This window comes from Halosimplex halobium (genome assembly GCF_051414055.1).
Classification (GTDB): Archaea; Halobacteriota; Halobacteria; order Halobacteriales; family Haloarculaceae; genus Halosimplex; species Halosimplex halobium.
Genome location: NZ_JBLKNX010000014.1, coordinates 81,039 through 95,823, shown reverse-complemented (window position 1 = coordinate 95,823; position 14,785 = coordinate 81,039). Strand labels below are relative to the sequence as shown.

General features: G+C 70.8%; 16 protein-coding genes. 7 read left to right on the top strand and 9 right to left on the bottom strand.

Going from position 1 to position 14,785, the window contains the following annotated elements; genetic code table 11:
* Positions 1 to 18: 18 nt before the first annotated feature.
* A complete protein-coding gene (locus ACMGFG_RS15405; protein WP_436931212.1) occupies positions 19 to 420 on the top strand; it encodes a universal stress protein in 402 nt (133 codons plus the stop codon).
* Between the two features lie 19 nt (positions 421 to 439).
* On the opposite strand, the gene ACMGFG_RS15400 is transcribed toward ACMGFG_RS15405, so the two are convergent.
* On the bottom strand, positions 440 to 1,546 hold the full coding sequence (locus ACMGFG_RS15400; protein ID WP_436931211.1) for a mechanosensitive ion channel family protein: 1,107 nt from the start codon (positions 1,544 to 1,546) through the stop codon (positions 440 to 442).
* 111 nt (positions 1,547 to 1,657) lie between these two features.
* Positions 1,658 to 2,509 carry an eIF2B alpha/beta/delta subunit family protein gene (locus tag ACMGFG_RS15395; protein ID WP_436931210.1) on the bottom strand — a complete coding sequence of 284 codons (852 nt, stop codon included), beginning with the start codon at positions 2,507 to 2,509 and terminating at the stop codon, positions 1,658 to 1,660.
* A gap of 164 nt (positions 2,510 to 2,673) precedes the next feature.
* Between ACMGFG_RS15395 and ACMGFG_RS15390 the strand changes: the two genes are divergently transcribed.
* On the top strand, positions 2,674 to 3,141 hold the full coding sequence (locus ACMGFG_RS15390; RefSeq protein ID WP_436931209.1) for a type IV pilin N-terminal domain-containing protein: 468 nt from the start codon (positions 2,674 to 2,676) through the stop codon (positions 3,139 to 3,141).
* Positions 3,142 to 3,158: 17 nt separating this feature from the next.
* Here ACMGFG_RS15390 and ACMGFG_RS15385 read toward each other — a convergent pair whose 3' ends face one another.
* The 5 genes from ACMGFG_RS15385 to ACMGFG_RS15365 all read right to left on the bottom strand — a co-directional run bounded on the left by ACMGFG_RS15385 (position 3,159) and on the right by ACMGFG_RS15365 (position 7,860).
* Entirely contained in the window at positions 3,159 to 4,622 is a 1,464-nt protein-coding gene (locus ACMGFG_RS15385; protein WP_436931208.1) for an RtcB family protein, read from the bottom strand.
* 90 nt (positions 4,623 to 4,712) lie between these two features.
* The gene (locus tag ACMGFG_RS15380) at positions 4,713 to 5,051 is read right to left on the bottom strand and encodes a DUF6176 family protein (RefSeq protein WP_436931207.1); all 339 of its coding nucleotides are present in this window, start codon (positions 5,049 to 5,051) and stop codon (positions 4,713 to 4,715) included.
* 84 nt (positions 5,052 to 5,135) lie between these two features.
* Positions 5,136 to 6,230, bottom strand: coding sequence for a DoxX family protein (locus ACMGFG_RS15375; protein WP_436931206.1), 1,095 nt, complete (start codon positions 6,228 to 6,230; stop codon positions 5,136 to 5,138).
* 68 nt (positions 6,231 to 6,298) lie between these two features.
* Positions 6,299 to 6,769: an archease gene (locus ACMGFG_RS15370; RefSeq protein ID WP_436931205.1), complete on the bottom strand. Its 471-nt coding sequence runs from the start codon at positions 6,767 to 6,769 to the stop codon at positions 6,299 to 6,301.
* Entirely contained in the window at positions 6,766 to 7,860 is a 1,095-nt protein-coding gene (locus ACMGFG_RS15365) for a DUF502 domain-containing protein (RefSeq protein ID WP_436931204.1), read from the bottom strand. Before ACMGFG_RS15365 ends, ACMGFG_RS15370 begins: the two co-directional genes overlap by 4 nt.
* A gap of 105 nt (positions 7,861 to 7,965) precedes the next feature.
* On the opposite strand from ACMGFG_RS15365, the gene ACMGFG_RS15360 reads away from it, so the two are divergent.
* The 3 genes from ACMGFG_RS15360 (at position 7,966) to ACMGFG_RS15350 (ending at position 10,878) form a co-directional block, all read left to right on the top strand.
* Entirely contained in the window at positions 7,966 to 8,451 is a 486-nt protein-coding gene (locus tag ACMGFG_RS15360) for a GNAT family N-acetyltransferase (RefSeq protein ID WP_436931203.1), read from the top strand.
* Between the two features lie 86 nt (positions 8,452 to 8,537).
* Positions 8,538 to 9,698 carry a DNA primase small subunit PriS gene (priS, locus tag ACMGFG_RS15355; protein WP_436931202.1) on the top strand — a complete coding sequence of 387 codons (1,161 nt, stop codon included), beginning with the start codon at positions 8,538 to 8,540 and terminating at the stop codon, positions 9,696 to 9,698.
* Positions 9,699 to 9,711: 13 nt separating this feature from the next.
* Positions 9,712 to 10,878 (top strand): hypothetical protein, encoded by a 1,167-nt coding sequence (locus ACMGFG_RS15350; protein WP_436931201.1) that lies wholly within the window; start codon positions 9,712 to 9,714, stop codon positions 10,876 to 10,878.
* A 48-nt stretch (positions 10,879 to 10,926) separates the two neighbouring features.
* Here the strand turns inward: ACMGFG_RS15350 and ACMGFG_RS15345 are convergent, their stop codons facing one another.
* Together ACMGFG_RS15345 and ACMGFG_RS15340 are read right to left on the bottom strand one after the other, a co-directional pair.
* Entirely contained in the window at positions 10,927 to 12,090 is a 1,164-nt protein-coding gene (locus ACMGFG_RS15345; protein WP_436931200.1) for a S1C family serine protease, read from the bottom strand.
* A 62-nt stretch (positions 12,091 to 12,152) separates the two neighbouring features.
* Positions 12,153 to 13,532 (bottom strand): serine hydrolase domain-containing protein, encoded by a 1,380-nt coding sequence (locus ACMGFG_RS15340; protein ID WP_436931199.1) that lies wholly within the window; start codon positions 13,530 to 13,532, stop codon positions 12,153 to 12,155.
* 86 nt (positions 13,533 to 13,618) lie between these two features.
* On the opposite strand from ACMGFG_RS15340, the gene ACMGFG_RS15335 reads away from it, so the two are divergent.
* Together ACMGFG_RS15335 and ACMGFG_RS15330 are read left to right on the top strand one after the other, a co-directional pair.
* The gene (locus ACMGFG_RS15335) at positions 13,619 to 13,975 is read left to right on the top strand and encodes a hypothetical protein (RefSeq protein ID WP_436931198.1); all 357 of its coding nucleotides are present in this window, start codon (positions 13,619 to 13,621) and stop codon (positions 13,973 to 13,975) included.
* A 74-nt stretch (positions 13,976 to 14,049) separates the two neighbouring features.
* Positions 14,050 to 14,784 carry a metal-dependent hydrolase gene (locus ACMGFG_RS15330; protein ID WP_436931197.1) on the top strand — a complete coding sequence of 245 codons (735 nt, stop codon included), beginning with the start codon at positions 14,050 to 14,052 and terminating at the stop codon, positions 14,782 to 14,784.
* Position 14,785: the final 1 nt, after the last annotated feature.

The window sequence follows — 14,785 nt, the reverse complement described above, 5'->3', positions numbered from 1 at the left end:
GCCGAGAACGCTCCAGCGATGACGCAGGTCGTCGTCCCGGTCCGCTACCCGCTCTCGGAACACTCCAGGGCGACGCTCGCCCGGGCCATCGAGATCGTCGAGGAGCGCGCCGGCCAGCTCACCGTGCTCCACGTCAACCAGTATCAGGACAACCACCAGCCGACCCGTCGCGACCTGAAAGACGCCGTCGAACGGGAGTTCGGCCGGCTGCCCGACGCCCGCTACGTCGTCCGCCAGGGGCTGCTCGTCGAGGAGACGCTGCTCGACGAGATCGTCGCCGAGGACGCCGACATCGTCGTCATCGGCAAGAAACAGGCCGGTCGCTGGCGACGGATGATCCGCCGACTGGTCGACGACCCCGACATCGAGACGTTCCTGCGGGACGAGCTGGACTGCGACGTGGTCACTGCCGAGCGCTGACGGTCGGCCCGCTCCCCTCTCAGGGTCGCTCGTCGTCGCCGTCGCCGTCCCTCTCGGCGGACGGGTCGGGCGGTCGCTCCGAGGGGTCGTCGATCCCGCTCCGGGCCGGTCGGCCGCGGTCGGGCCGTTCCGGGCGGTCGGCCGCGGGCCTGTCGTGGACGCCGACCTGCATCTCGCCGCTCGTCTCGTCGAAGACGTGGTGCTGGTGGGGGTAGGCGATCTCCACGTCCTCCTCGGCGATGGCCTCGGCGAAGGTCGTCTGGATCCGCGAGCGGACCCGCAGCAGCCAGTAGGGTTCTTCGACCCAGTAGCGCAGCCGCAGGTTGATCCCGTGGTCGCCGAACTCGTCGATGTAACAGGTCGGCCCCGCGGGATAGCGGGCCGCACCGACCCGGATCCGGGGCCCCCCGCCGACCACATCGTCGACGTTCCGGGCCGCGTCCTCGGCGAGTTGTCGGGCGCGGGGCACGTCGCTCTCGTAGGTGACCAGGATGTCCAGCGACTGCCGCGTGCGGGTGTCCTCGGCGGAGTAGTTGACCACGTCGCGGTCGCGCATCGTCCCGTTCGGGATGACGAGGAAGGTGTTGTCGAGCGTGAATATCTTCGTGTAGCGGAGCGTGATGTCCTCGACGAACCCGCGCTGGTTGCGGTCGGCGAGTTCGATCATGTCGCCGATCTCGTAGGGCTGGTCGGCCAGCAGGAAGACGCCGCTGATGACGCTGCCGACGATGGGCGCGAGGATGACACCCACCACCGCCGAGAAGACGGCGACCGAGAGCGTCAGGTCGGCGAGGCCGTAGCCGTAGATGCCCATGACGGTGAACGCCGCGAACAGGAAGACGATCCCCCGGATGCCGCGCAGCGCGGTCCGCGTGAGGCTCGGTCGGCGGAACCGGCGGGCGATCCGGCGGCCGAGCAGCCTGACGAGCAGCTGCGAGACGGCGTAGGCGAGGGCGATGACGACCAGCGACTGGGCGAGCTGGATGACCGGCGTCGGCGTGGCGTCGAGGATGCGCACCAGCCCCTCGGGCAGCCACGACGGCGCTCCGCCGCCGGCGGGTGTCCCGCCGTCCTGGCCGCCCGTCTGGGCGACCGCGCCCGCCAGCGCCCGCAGCCACTGGACCATGGCGTGGTGTCCGTCCCACCCGGCAAAAGGGTTGTGTCACAGGCAGTTCGAGCGGTGTCCGTCCCGTCTCGCGGTCTCCCCCGCCTCGCGAATACGCCGGCGTGCGGCCGCTCAGAACTCGTGGACCTGCTCGTCGGTGACCGCGGCGTCGAGCAGCCGGGTGGGGGTCGCGTCGTAGGCGGGGTTCTCGACGGCGAAGCCGTCGGCGGGCTCGCGGATCACCTCGCTGGCCGAGCGGTGTTCGTTCTCGAAGGCGAACCCGCCGGTGACGACCTTCGACTCGGCGCCGACGACCCGGACGGGCACGCCCGCGTCACTGGCCGTGGCGGCCAGCGGGTAGGTGCCGATCCGGTTGTAGAGGGTGTCCTCGACGATGCAGTCCATGCCGACGACCACCTGGTCGATCTCCGACAGGAAGTGGCCGGCCGCGCCGTCGACGATGAGGTGGGCGTCGACGCCGTCGAGGTCGGCCAGGGTGCGCACCATCTTCCGGCCCAGGTAGCGCGGCCGCGCTTCGGTGCAGTACACCTCCAGGTCGGTCCCGTTGTCGACGGTCCGTTCGATGGCTTCGAGGACGGTCGAGGAGTAGTCGTGGGTCAGCAGCGTCGGCCCGTCCTCGAGGTACTCGACGGCGCGCTCGGCGGCCCGTTCTTTCGCCGACTGGACCCGGTCGACGACCGACTCGACTGCGTCGCGGGTCACCGCCTTGGCCGTCTCGACGGAGTCGGCGTCGGCGTCCTCGACGGTCGAGAGGACCTCCCGCTGGGTCGTCTGCAGGGAGGCGTGGGAGGGGTTGGCCCGCCGGAGCGCGTGGCTGTTGCGTTCGAGCGTCCGGACGTACTCCTCGACGGTCGGGTACTCCCGCTCGGTGAGCGAGAGCAGCGCCTCGGCCGCCTTCACCGCGACGACGGACGAACTGTGCGTCTGCATGTCCGCGATCTCCTCGACCGTCTCGTCTATCATGCTCAAACCGTCGCCGCTCGCGCTCAAAGGCTTTCCCCCTGCCGGTTACACCCGCCGAACCCCTCCTCGTCCGTTCGCCCGGCCGCGGACCGGCCTCCCGGTCCTATCGATTCTGATACTCCCGCCGAAGCTGGTTTAGTGTCCGCTCGCGCTATCGGGAGTACATGACGGGTGGCAGCCGGGGACGCGAGCGGGCCCGCCGCGGCGACCGGGACCGGAGCGACCGGGGCGTCTCGGAGTTCGCCGGCGTCGCGATCCTCGTCGGGATCACCCTGCTCGTGACGGGGTCGGTCGGCCTCTACGTGCTCGTCGACGCCGGGTCGGAGACGGCCGGGCCGAACGCGAACTTCACCTTCGAGTACGTCGACGGTCCGTCGGTCCTCATCGTCACCCACGACCGCGGGGACAACTTCACGGCCAGCAACCTCACGGTCCGCGCCAGCGACCGGGCGGTGCCGTGGCACGAACTCGCAAACTCGCCGGCGAACAGCACGGTCTCGCCGGGATCGACGGTACAGCTCAGCCGCCGGAACGCCTACGGGAGCCGGGTCTCTTCGGACGACCGGGTCGCCGTCGTCTACACCCCGCCCGCGGGCAACGAGACTGTCCTCGAACGCTGGGACGGCGCCTGAGCCCGACGACCGCTTCCCTAGCCCTTGATGTTACAGACGGGGAAGGTGCGCGCGACGCGGTCGCCGATGCCCAGCGCGTCCGAGACGCGGACGACCTCGTCGACGTCCTTGTAGACGCCCGGCGCCTCCTCGGCGACGGTCGCGCCGCTCTGGGCCTTGACGTAGACGTGGTCCTGCTCGCGCAGGTCGTCCTGCACGTCGCCGCCCCAGAACTCCTGTTTGGCCTGCGTGCGGCTCATCAGCCGGCCCGCGCCGTGGGCCGTCGACCCGAACGTCTCCGAGAGGGACTGCTCGCCGCCGCGCAGAATGTAGCTCCCTGCGCCCATGCTTCCGGGGATGAGGATGGGCTGACCCACGTCCCGGTAGGCGGGCGGCACCTCCGGCCGGCCCGCGGGGAACGCCCGCGTCGCGCCCTTGCGGTGGACGTACACCTCGCGTTCCTCGCCGTCCTCGACCTCGTGGGTCTCCTTCTTCGCGATGTTGTGGGCCACGTCGTACAGCAGGTCCATCTCCATGGCCTCCCACGAGCGGTCGAACACCTTCTCGAAGACCTGCCGCGTGCGGTGGGTGATGAGCTGGCGGTTCACCCACGCGAAGTTGATCGCCGCGCACATCGCGCCGTAGTAGTCCTCGGCGAGCTGTGAGCCGGCGGGCGCCGCCGCCAGTTCCTTGTCCGGCAACTGCGAGAGCAGCCCCTGGTGGGCCTGTTCGATGTCCCGCAGGTAGTCCGTACAGACCTGATGGCCCAGCCCCCGGGAGCCGCAGTGGATCAGCACGACGATCTGGTCGGGTTCCAGCCCGAAGTCGGCGGCCACGTCCTCGCGGTACACGTCGGTCACGCGCTGGACTTCGAGGAAGTGGTTGCCGCTGCCGAGGCTGCCGACCTGGTTTTTCCCGCGGTCCTTGGCCTTCTGGGAGACCTTGCTCGGGTCCGAATCGTGGCGAACGCCCTCGTCCTCGCAGTGTTCGAGGTCCTCGGGCACGGCGAAGCCCTCCTCCAGCGCCCACTCCATGCCGCGGTCGAGGATGGCCTCAACGTCGCCCATCGACCCCTCGTAGACGCCGCCGCCGCCCAGCCCCGACGGGACGTTCGCGAACAGCGCGTCGACGAGCTCCTCCTCGCGGCCCTGCACGTCCGCGTAGGTGAGATTTGTTGTCAACATTCTGACGCCGCAATTCACGTCGTAGCCCACTGCTCCCGGCGAAATACAGCCGTTCTCCGCGTCGATGCCGGCGACGCCGCCCACCGGGAAGCCGTAGCCCTGGTGCCCGTCGGGCATACAGACCGCGTACTTGCGGACGCCCGGCAGATGGGTCGCGTTCTTGAGCTGCTGGAGCGTCTTGTCCTCGCTGATCTCGTCGAGCAGGTCCTCGCTGGCGAGCACCCGCGCGGGGACGTTCATGTCGCCCTCCTGCGGGATCTCCCAGACGTAGTCCCTGACCTTCTCCAGGGTGATGCCGTCGGCGTCGTAGGTGGTCATGTGCGGGTGTCCGCCCGGCGCGCCGAAATCGGTTTCGCTGTCTCCCGAGGCGGGATCGGCCGCCGCGCACGCAGTTCGGGAGCGGCCCGTTCACCGGAGGTCGGGGTTCGTGAAGTGGCCGACCGTCTCCAGGGGCTCCCAGTCGCCGACCAGCGTCTCCCGCAGCACCTCGTGGTGCTCCTCGTCGATATCGTACGCCTCCTCGTCACCGGCCTCGTCCGCCTCGTCCAGGTCCTCGGCCTCCATGTAGACGTACAGGTAGGCCCCCTCGTCGGTCGAGCGGACGAACGCCGTCTCCGTGTAGACGCCCTCGTGGCGGAGCGTCTCGACGACCTCCGACTCGCGCTCGCCCAGTTCCTCGAACCACGAGCGCAGTCGGTCCGCCTTCCCGTCCTCGATACGGGCGCGGGTGAGCGTGACTTCCGGCATCCTGCTTCGGCCTGTCGTATCAGCGGGGGATAAAGAACGGGTCGTCCGTGTGGCCCTACGCGGTCCGCAACCCCGACCGGTGGGTCAGTCGGCAGCGGGTGCGGCCTCGTCGCGCTCGCGCTCGCGGTCCTCGGCGGCGGTCAGCCAGGCGTCGAGCGAGATGGGGCCGCCACCGAGCGTGAAGATTGCGGATATCATGCCGAACAGCGTGATGTGGGCGAGCACCGGGTCGTCGGGCAGGCCGAACAGCGTCATGACGAGCATCGTGAACGCGACGGCGGCCGCGCCGCGGGTGTAGTAACCGACGACCAGCAGCAAGCCGACGCCGATCTCCGTGAGGCCGGCGCCGAGCACCCAGAGCCCGGGGTCGACCGGGACGATGGCCGTCAGGTCGTACTTGTCGACGACCTGGACTGCCCGGGAGGGGTTGGCGAGCTTCTCGACGAGCCCGAGATAGGCGAACGCGAGGCCGATACCGACCCTGAGGACGGTGGCGACGTAGCGCTCGTAGGGAGCGACCAGCTCGGCGAACCGCTCGGCGACGCCGCCGACGGGGTCGATCCGGCGGTAGTAGGTCCCGGGGGTGCCCGCGACCTCGCCGAGCATGTGGTCGGCGCTGGGGCGCCCGCCGCCGACGAGGACGATGGCGACGAACCCCGGGACGTACTCGATCGCGAGCACGAGTCCCGGGTTGAACGCGAGGGCGGCGAGATACGTCAGGAGGCCAACGGCGGCGACGGCACGCGTCGCCAGCCCGAACAGGAGGAGGAAGCCGAGCCCGACCTGGAGGACCCGGGCATCCGCCGGGACGGCCGGGCTGAAGAGGTAGCCCGCGAACCCGGCGCCGACGAGCGGCAGGCCGAGACTCAGCCGCAGCATCCACGGGACGTACTCCCGGTAGGACGCGAGCGCGGTCCGCAGGGCGTCGATGTCGGGGACCGTCGGCCGCACGAAAAACAGCGCGGTCAGCAGCCCGACCACGCCGACCGTCCCGCCGGCGACGAGCGCGAGGTTCAGCGGGTCCGAGAGCACCTCGACGGCGAACTCGACCGCGTCCCGCGTCGCCGTCGGCGCGTCGGTCACGTAGTCGACGTGTGCACTGGCCCGCCCGGCGAGCGTCGCGACCGCGATGCCCACCAGCAGCAGGCTCGAACCCGACCGCACGCCCGGTCTGTCCATGGCCGGCGGTTGGTGTCGATACGGCATAAGTGGCGGCTTCTCGGCCCGGGCGGCGTCGGGACGGGCGGCTACACGTCGAAGACGACGTAGGCGTGCCAGCCGTCGGCCGTCTCCGAGAGGTCCATCTCGGAGTAGGTGACGGCTTTCAGGTCCCGCGCCTCGACGGCGTCGAGGGGCACCCCGCGCGCCGACCCGGAGAGGTGCCACGCCGCGTTGCCATCCCCGGCGTCGGTTCCGGCCCCGCGGTCGGTACCGTCCGAGTCGCGGACGCCGGGGCCGCGAACGGCGGCCTCGTTGTCGACCGGGAGGACGCCGCGCACGTCGCGCTCGTAGATGAGTTCGTCGAGGTAGTCGAACAGCAGCGCCTCGCGGCCCTCCGCGGCGACGGTGAACTCGAAGCGTTCGCCGCCCTCCGCGGGGATCTCGTCGCACATCGCTGCGGCCATCCCGTCGGCGACGGCGCCGAAGACGGCGTCCAGCGACTCCCCGCTGGCCTCGACGGCCACGTCGGCGGTGTGGTCCCGGAGCGAGAAACTCACGCGTCGCCCCCCGCAGCGTCCCCGTCGGGCGACGCGTCGCCGGCTCCGTCGGTGGCCTCGCCCGGTCCATCGGTGGCCTCGCCCGGTCCATCGGTGGCCTCGCCGGTCGACGTTTCCGTCGAGCTACTGTCGTCGCTCGCGTCGGAGGACCCGTTCGTGTCCTCGTCGCCGGTCTGGTCGAGCATGTAGTGGCGGACGGCCTCCTCGTCGTCGACCTCGGACTCGTCGATGTCCGGGTGGATCGCCGCGAACTCCCGGCGGGCCTGGGCGCGCAGGTCGTCGGCCGCGTCCCCGGTCAGGTCGCTCAGGTCGTCGACGGTCCGGGTCCCCCACGCGCTCAGGTCGCCGACGCCGTCGCGGGCCTGCTTCCGGATGGTCTCGAGGTCGACGAGCTCCTCCGGCGGTTCCTCCTCGGTCCGCTCGCCGGTCGCCACGCCGCTGGTGACGATCGAGCGGATCCCCTCCTCGACGGTCAGGTCCACGTCGTACACCCGGTCCTCGGAGACGTGGATGACGTATCCGCCCATCACGGGGTTGGGTGCCAGCGGCATGAACAGCGTCGTCACGTCGTCGTGGCCGGTCGTGTCGCCGATGGTCGGCGGGGCGTCCGCGGTGACGAACGCCAGCGAGTACGAGCCCTCGCGTGGGAACTCGACGAGCTTGACCTCGCGGAAGCTCTCGGCGTCGTTCGACAGCATGAGCTCGGTCATCTCGTTGAAGCTCGTGTAGACGGAGCCGATCCCCGGGATCCGTGCCATGAGCGTGTCGAACACGCGCTCGAATCCGCTCCCGGACCGCGTCTCGGCGATCAGACCGATGGCGAAGATCAGCGCCACGAGCGTCAACACGGCCAGCACTTCGAGCTGGAGCTGCGTGAGGTTCTCCCCGACGCCGTATCGCCGGCTGAGGAAGTCCACGAACGGGCTGATCGCCTGGAGGATGAAGTTGACGACGAACCCCAGGACCATCACCGTGACCAGGACGGGGATCGTCACCGCCGCGCCGCTGATGAACACCTGCCGGACCTTCTCGGAGAGCGGGACCTCCGAACCGGGGAAGTCGGGTGCCAGCCCGGACGAGAGCAGTACCATACGCTCACCTGCGCGCGACTCGCCGAAAGGTTTGTGACCGTCGCCGACTCGCGACCCGTCCGACGCCGATGGAATTATAGTGGCTTACACGCTACAGCCCGGATAGTGAGCGTCAACGTCGAGCGACGGGTCGTCGACCCGGGGGACGCCGACCACGTCGAGCAGGCCTGGCAACTCAAAGAGCGGATCCGCGCGGACGAGGGGGTCCTCCGCCAGCGACGCGGCTTCTTCGAGAACGCCTACCGCCGCTCGACGGTCTACCTGTTCGTCGACCGGAGCGACCGCGACGCGCTCGTGGGGTTCGCCGCCGTCCGCCGGGACGGTTACATCCTCTTTCTCGCCGTCGACGCCGACTACCGCGGCGAGGGCTTCGGCGAGGCGCTGGTCGCCCGCGTCGCCGAAGACTACAGCTCCGTGACCTGCCACGCCCGCACGACCAACCGCGAGGCGATCAGCTTCTACCAGCACATCGGCTTCACCATCGAGCGCCGCATCGACGACTACTACGAGGACGGCGGCGACGCCTACTACCTCAAGCTCGGCGAGGACGAGGGGCTCGCCGACCGGCTCTCGAAACTGCTCGGCGGGTAGCCGGGGCGGCCGCGGGTCGCCGGTCGACCGCCCGCGGTCGGCGGTGAGCGAAACCGCTTTCACGAACGGTCCGAAACCGGGTAGCCGTGCAGGAACAGACGCGGGCGTACCTCCGGGGGCGGTTCGGCGACCACTACCGCCGGACGGACCTCTCGCCGCCGCCCGAGGCCAACGAGCGCGAGTGGGGCTACGTTCCCTGGACCGACGGTCCCGGCGAGACGATGGTCCGCCACCGCTCGCTGCTCGACATGGGCAACCTCGACGACTTCCTCGCCCGCGAACGGCCGAAACACGTCTACTTCTCGGCCGGCCGCTACGAGAGCCCCGGCGCGAGTTCGATGGGCGAGAAGACCTGGCGCTCCTCGGACCTGGTCTTCGATCTGGACGCGGACCACCTGCCCTCGGTGACCCTCGGCGAGGACAGCTACGCCGAGATGCTCGCGAAGTGCCAGGACGCGCTCCGCCGGCTGCTTGACTTCCTCGACGACGACTTCGGCTTCGAGGACATGACGGTCGTCTTCTCCGGCGGCCGGGGCTACCACGTCCACGTCCGCGACGAGACGGTGCAGGAACTGGGGAGCGACGCGCGCCGGGAGATCGTCGACTACGTGCGCGGCATCGGGCTGGACCAGGAGTACGTCCAGACCAGCGAGATGCGCGGCGGCGTCAGCCGGCGGGTCGTCCGGACGGAGGGGGGGTGGGGCCGGCGCGTCCACGAACACCTCCTCGCGTTCGTCGACGACCTGCTCGCGATGGACGACGAGGCGGCGAAGGCTCGCCTGCAGGAACTCGACGGCATCGGCGAGGGTCGCGCCGAGACCGTCTACGGCGCCCTGGAGAACAACGCCGAGGCGCTGGAGGCGGGCAACGTCGAACTCGGCGGCGTCGGCCTCCGGACGCTGCTCGACGCGTTCGTCGCCGAGGTCGTCGAGCGGCAGAACGCCCCCATCGACGAGCCGGTGACGACGGACGTGAACCGCCTCATTCGGCTGCCGGGCAGCCTCCACGGCGGCAGCGCGCTGGCGGTGCGGCGCATCGACCGTGCGGATCTGGACGCGTTCGATCCGCTGGTCGACGCCGTCCCGGAGACGTTCGTCGGCCACGAGATCAGCGTCGAGGTGACCGACCCCGGCACCGTGGAACTGCGTGGCGATACCTTTAATCTCCAGGCGGGCGAGTGTTCCGTTCCGGAGTACCTCGGCGCGTTCCTGATGGCCAGAGGTCGCGCCGAGAAGGCACCAGAATGAGAGGCAACCCGCGATGATGGACCTGGACGAACTGCGCTCTGTACAGAGCCGCGAACGGCAGACCGACAGCCTCCAGCAGCTGCGGGAGTCGTTCTACCAGGACGCCGGGGAGTTCATCCAGCAGCTGCACCGCGAGCGCGAGCGCGCCGCCGAGGAGGCCGACGACCCCTGGGACGCCCCGGAGGTCAACCGCCTCAGCGACGACATCGACACGGCCGAGGGGACGGTCGAGGCCATCTACGAGCGCCGCGTCGGCAAGATCGTCAAGATGGCGTCGCTCGCCGCCGCGGACATGCCGACCGAGGACGAGGGGCTCACCGCCGAGGAGCGCAGCCTCTTCGAGACGCTCGTCGCCGCGATCGAGGAGAACCGCGCCCACGTCGAGGCGGTCATCGAGGGGGAGAACCCGGCCGCCGCGGCCGCCGACGTGGAGACGGGCGTCGAAACCGACGCCAGGGAGGGCAAGGCTGCCGACACCGGCGCCCCGGTCGACACCGACACCGGCACACCGGCCGACACCGGCGCATCGGACGATCCGCCGGCCGAACGTCCACCGGACTCGTCCGCTGCTCCCGATTCGAGCACCGCCTCCGACTCGACCACCGGAGGGGCGGGCTCGGACGGCGAACGCCGGGAGGTACCGAGCGGACCGGACGACCTGGGTGACGCGCCCGGGGTCGACGCGGAGTCGGGGCCGAGCCCCTCCGAGGATCCGTCCGCCGGATCGACCGCCGAAGAGTCGGGCGTCGACGCCGCCGACCTGATGGGCGACGGCTCGGAGACGGCCGACGCGGCCGCCCCGACAGACGACACCGACCAGGCCGCACCGCCGGAGGAGTCGGCGGACGACGGGGGCCGCGACCACCCCCCGCAGGCCGACGGGGGCGCCGGTGCGGTCGACACCCAGCGGAGTTCCGAGTCCGGTGGCGAGGGCGGTCCGGCGGTCCCGGCGGGCGACGGTTCCACGACCGAATCCGCGTCGCCTTCGCCCGACAAGGGGACAGACGGCGCGGCGGACGCGTCGGTCGACCGCGCGACGGTGAAGATCACGAGCGACGTGGGCGAGATCTTCGGCGTCGACCAGCGGGCCTACGACCTCACCGAGGAGGACGTGGTGACGCTGCCCGAGGCCAACGCCGGGCCGCTCGTCGAGCGCGACGCCGCCGAACGGCTGGACTGACCCCGTTCTATCGAGCGGAAATTCGACCGCCGAGCGGCGGCGCCGCCGTCAGACCGGTTCGGGACGGGACCCGAGCGTGAGTTCGACGGTCCGTTCCTCGCCGTCGCGGAGGACCGTCACGTCGATCGTGTCGCCGGGGCTGGTCTCCAGCGCGAGGAAACTGGCGAGCGCCTCTCTGGTGGGGATCGAGGTCCCGCCCATCGCGACGACCACGTCGCCGCCAGTCGCGACGCCGGGCTGGCCGGCCACGGTCGTCTCGCCGGTCGACCCCTGGAGGACGCCGTCGGAGGGGGCGCCGTCGCGGACGAGGTCGATGTAGACGCCGACGTGCTCGTCCACGCCGTTGGCCTCGGCCAGCAGCGGGCCGACCGTCTGGAGGCGGACACCCATGTAGGAGTGCTCGTACTCGCCGTCCTCCAGCAGTGCGGGGACCACTCTGCGGGTGAGCGGCGCGGAGATGCCGAAGCCGATGTTGTCGCCGCCGCCGGAGTTGATGACGCCCGCCACGGCCCCGTCGAGTGTGACCAGCGGCCCGCCGGAGTTGCCGGGGTTGACCGGCGCGTCCGTCTGGATCGCGTCGGGGATGCTGAAGTCGTTCGGCGCCGGGAGCGTCCGATTGAGCCCGCTGACGATCCCCGCCGAGACGGACCCCGAGTAGCCGAACGGGTTGCCGATGGCGATGACCTCCGTCCCCACCTCGGGGTCGGACTCGCGGAGCGCCAGCGGCTCGGCGCTCTCGGGCAGCTCCTCGACGGAGAGGACCGCCAGATCGCTGTACACGTCCGTCCCCTCGACGGCCGCGTCGAGCCAGCCGCTGTCGCTGAACCGGAGGTAGATCGTCTCGGCCCCCTCGACGACGTGCTGGTTCGTGACGACGTGGCCGTCGCTGTAGACGAAGCCGGTGCCCTGCGAGGGGCCCGGCGCGCCGGTGTACACCTGGATCTGGGCGACCGACGGGACGGTCGAGCGGTACACGTCGGCGTAGGTGCTCTCCCCGTCGGCGTCGAACTGCTCGAAGTCGCCGGCGGCGCCGTCCGCGCCACCGTCGCCGTCCGCGGGACCCGAGCCCGGCGTCGACGGCTCGGGGTCGACCGGCGTCGTGTCCTCGGTCTCGCCGCCGAGGATCGAGTCGGAACAGCCGGCGACGCCCGCCGACAGCGCCGTCCCGCAGGCCGCGAGGAACCGCCGTCGCGACGAGTCGGAGTCGTCCATACCGGAACCGTAGGACACCAGCCGAATAAAACCGCGGACGGACGGGGGTCGGAGGACCACGCTCACTTCTCGTCGGGGCCGGCGGGACCGACCCGCCGGAACGGCATCCCCTCGAACACCAGCTCCGGCGTGTCGCCGGGGAACCACTCCACGTCGGTCGTGCTCTCGGCGCAGTCGACGTCCGTGAACCGGTAGGGACTCCCCGCGAGGTCGACCGGGAGCGCGCGGACCTCGAACGAGCCGCCGTCGCCGCCGAACGCGACGGTCAGCGCGGCGTCGTCCCGTCGAACGGTCGCGTGGTGGTTCCCGCCCGGGCTCTCGTAGCGACCGACCAGCCCGTCGAGCGTCCGCGCGACGCCGGCAGTCGGATCGACCGCCTCGGGGTCCGCGCCGACCACCTCCCCGAGGGCCGCCCGCGCCGCCGCTTTCCCGTCCGCGACCCCGGGGTGACCGATCGCGACCCCGACGCCGGCGTCCTCGAGGAATCCGACGTACCCCCCGGAGAAACCGGTGTTGCCGCCGTGTCCCACGAGCCGGTCCGACCCGAACGGCTCGGTCTCCCAGCCGTAGCCGTAGGCCATCTCGGTTCCGTCGACCAGCCGCTTTCGGGTGGCGACGGGCGTCCGCATCCGGTCCAGAATCTCCCGGGGGACAGCCGGGTCGTCGGCGATGTGGGCCCGCAGGAAGCGAGCCAGATCGGCGACTCCCGCGAGCAGTCCGCCGGGCGCTCGGAGCAGGTCGTTCGTCGCGATCGGGTTCTCCGACGCAGAGCCGTCGCGGAACTTCCCTTCCTCGTCCTCCTCCCCGGAGACGTACGGCGCCATCACGTCGGCCGAGGGGTCGCCCAGGGCCGACCGGTCGAACGTCGCCTCCGGCATATCGAGCGGGTCGAACACCGCCCGTCGCACGAACGTCGGGAACTCGGTCCCGGAGACCGCCGTCACGAGGCGGTCGAGGACGGCGTACCCGCTGTTGTAGTAGTAGAACGGCTCGCCGTCGAGGCGCCGGCGGTCGGTCGTGTCGGCGACGAACGACCGGAACTCGTCCCACCCGTCGAGGTCGTCGGCGGCGAACGCCAGATCGTCGTTGGGCAGCCCGGAGGTGTGCGAGAGCAGCTGTCCGACGGTGATCGGGTCGCCGGGCGCGTCAGCGAAGTACGGGACGTAGTCGGCGACCGGGTCGTCGAGGTCGATCCCCTCGCGGTCGGCCAGGACGAGCGTCGCGAGCGCGGTCACCGGCTTCGTGACGGAGCCGACTGCGTACAGCGTCCCCCCGGTGGCGGGCCGGTCGGGACCGTGCCGCCCGAACCCGGCGGTCGCGACGGTTCCCGAGCCGTCGACGAGCGCGACGCTCGCGCCCGGGACCGCTCCGTCGGCGACCCACGATTCGACGGCTTCGAGCGCCGGTTCGACGCGGTCGGCCGAAATCGCTGGCGGGGCCATCGCTCGACACGTCTCGGCGGACGCACAAATCGGTTCGTGGTCCCGAGGGGACAAACTACAACACGGAGTTTCCCGAAGGGACCGGTATGAGCCGATGGGTCGTGACGGACGAGTCCGGCCGGCCCGACTGGCGGCGGCCGGCGCTCAGGGTCGGGCTGGAGATCAGCCTGGTCGCGCTCGTCGCGGCCTACGTCGCGGTCCACCTCTCGTCGCCGCTCGTCGTCGCGGTCGTCGTCGTCGCGGCGGTCGTCGGGTCGGCCGCGTTGCTCTTTCGCGCGCTCGACCGACAGGCATACGCCTGGGTCCGCTACGCCAGCGAGCGCGCACGGGAGAGCCAGCGGAACCAGCGAAACCGGCGACAGAAGCGCGCGCAGCGACGACAGCGTAGCGGGCAGCGGAGTGGCGGCAGCCAACGGACACGCCAGCCGGACGGCGAGGAGTGACCGCCGACGTTCCCGGCGAGGATCTTCCGGTGGTCGTAGCATTAAGTGCGTCTGCCACGTAGCCTCGACCGACTATGGAGCTGACCTGGCACGGCCACTCGACGTGGCACGTGACGGTGGGGAGCACCGACCTGCTGATCGACCCCTTCTTCGACAACCCGAAGACTGACCTGTCGCCTGCGGACCTCGACACGCCGGACTACGTCCTGCTGACCCACGGCCACGCCGACCATATCGGCCACGCCGGGGCCTTCTCCGACGCGACGCTGGTGGCGGTCCCGGAACTGGCCGCCTACGCCGAGGAGGAGTTCGGCTTCGACGACGCGGTCGGCGGGATGGGCATGAACCTCGGCGGGACCGTCGAGTGTGGCGACGCCTTCGTGACGATGCACCGCGCCGACCACACCAACGGCATCGAGACGGACTACGAGTACTCCGCCGGCCCGCCGGCGGGCTTCGTCGTCTCGGACACCAAGCCGACGCAGGTCGAGGACGAGGAGAGCGAGACGTTCTACCACGCGGGCGACACCGGCCTCATGACGGAGATGCGCGACGTTATCGGGCCCTTCCTCGAGCCGGACGCCGCCGCGCTGCCCGTCGGCGACCACTTCACGATGGGCCCGATGCAGGGCGCCATCGCGGCCGACTGGCTGAACGTCGACCACGTCTTCCCGATGCACTACGACACGTTCCCGCCGATCGAGATCGACCCGCAGGACTTCGTCGACGAGGTGGCTGCGACCGGCTCCGACGCCGAGGTCCACGTCCTCGATGGCGACGAGACGTTCGACCTCTCCGAAGGGTACTGAC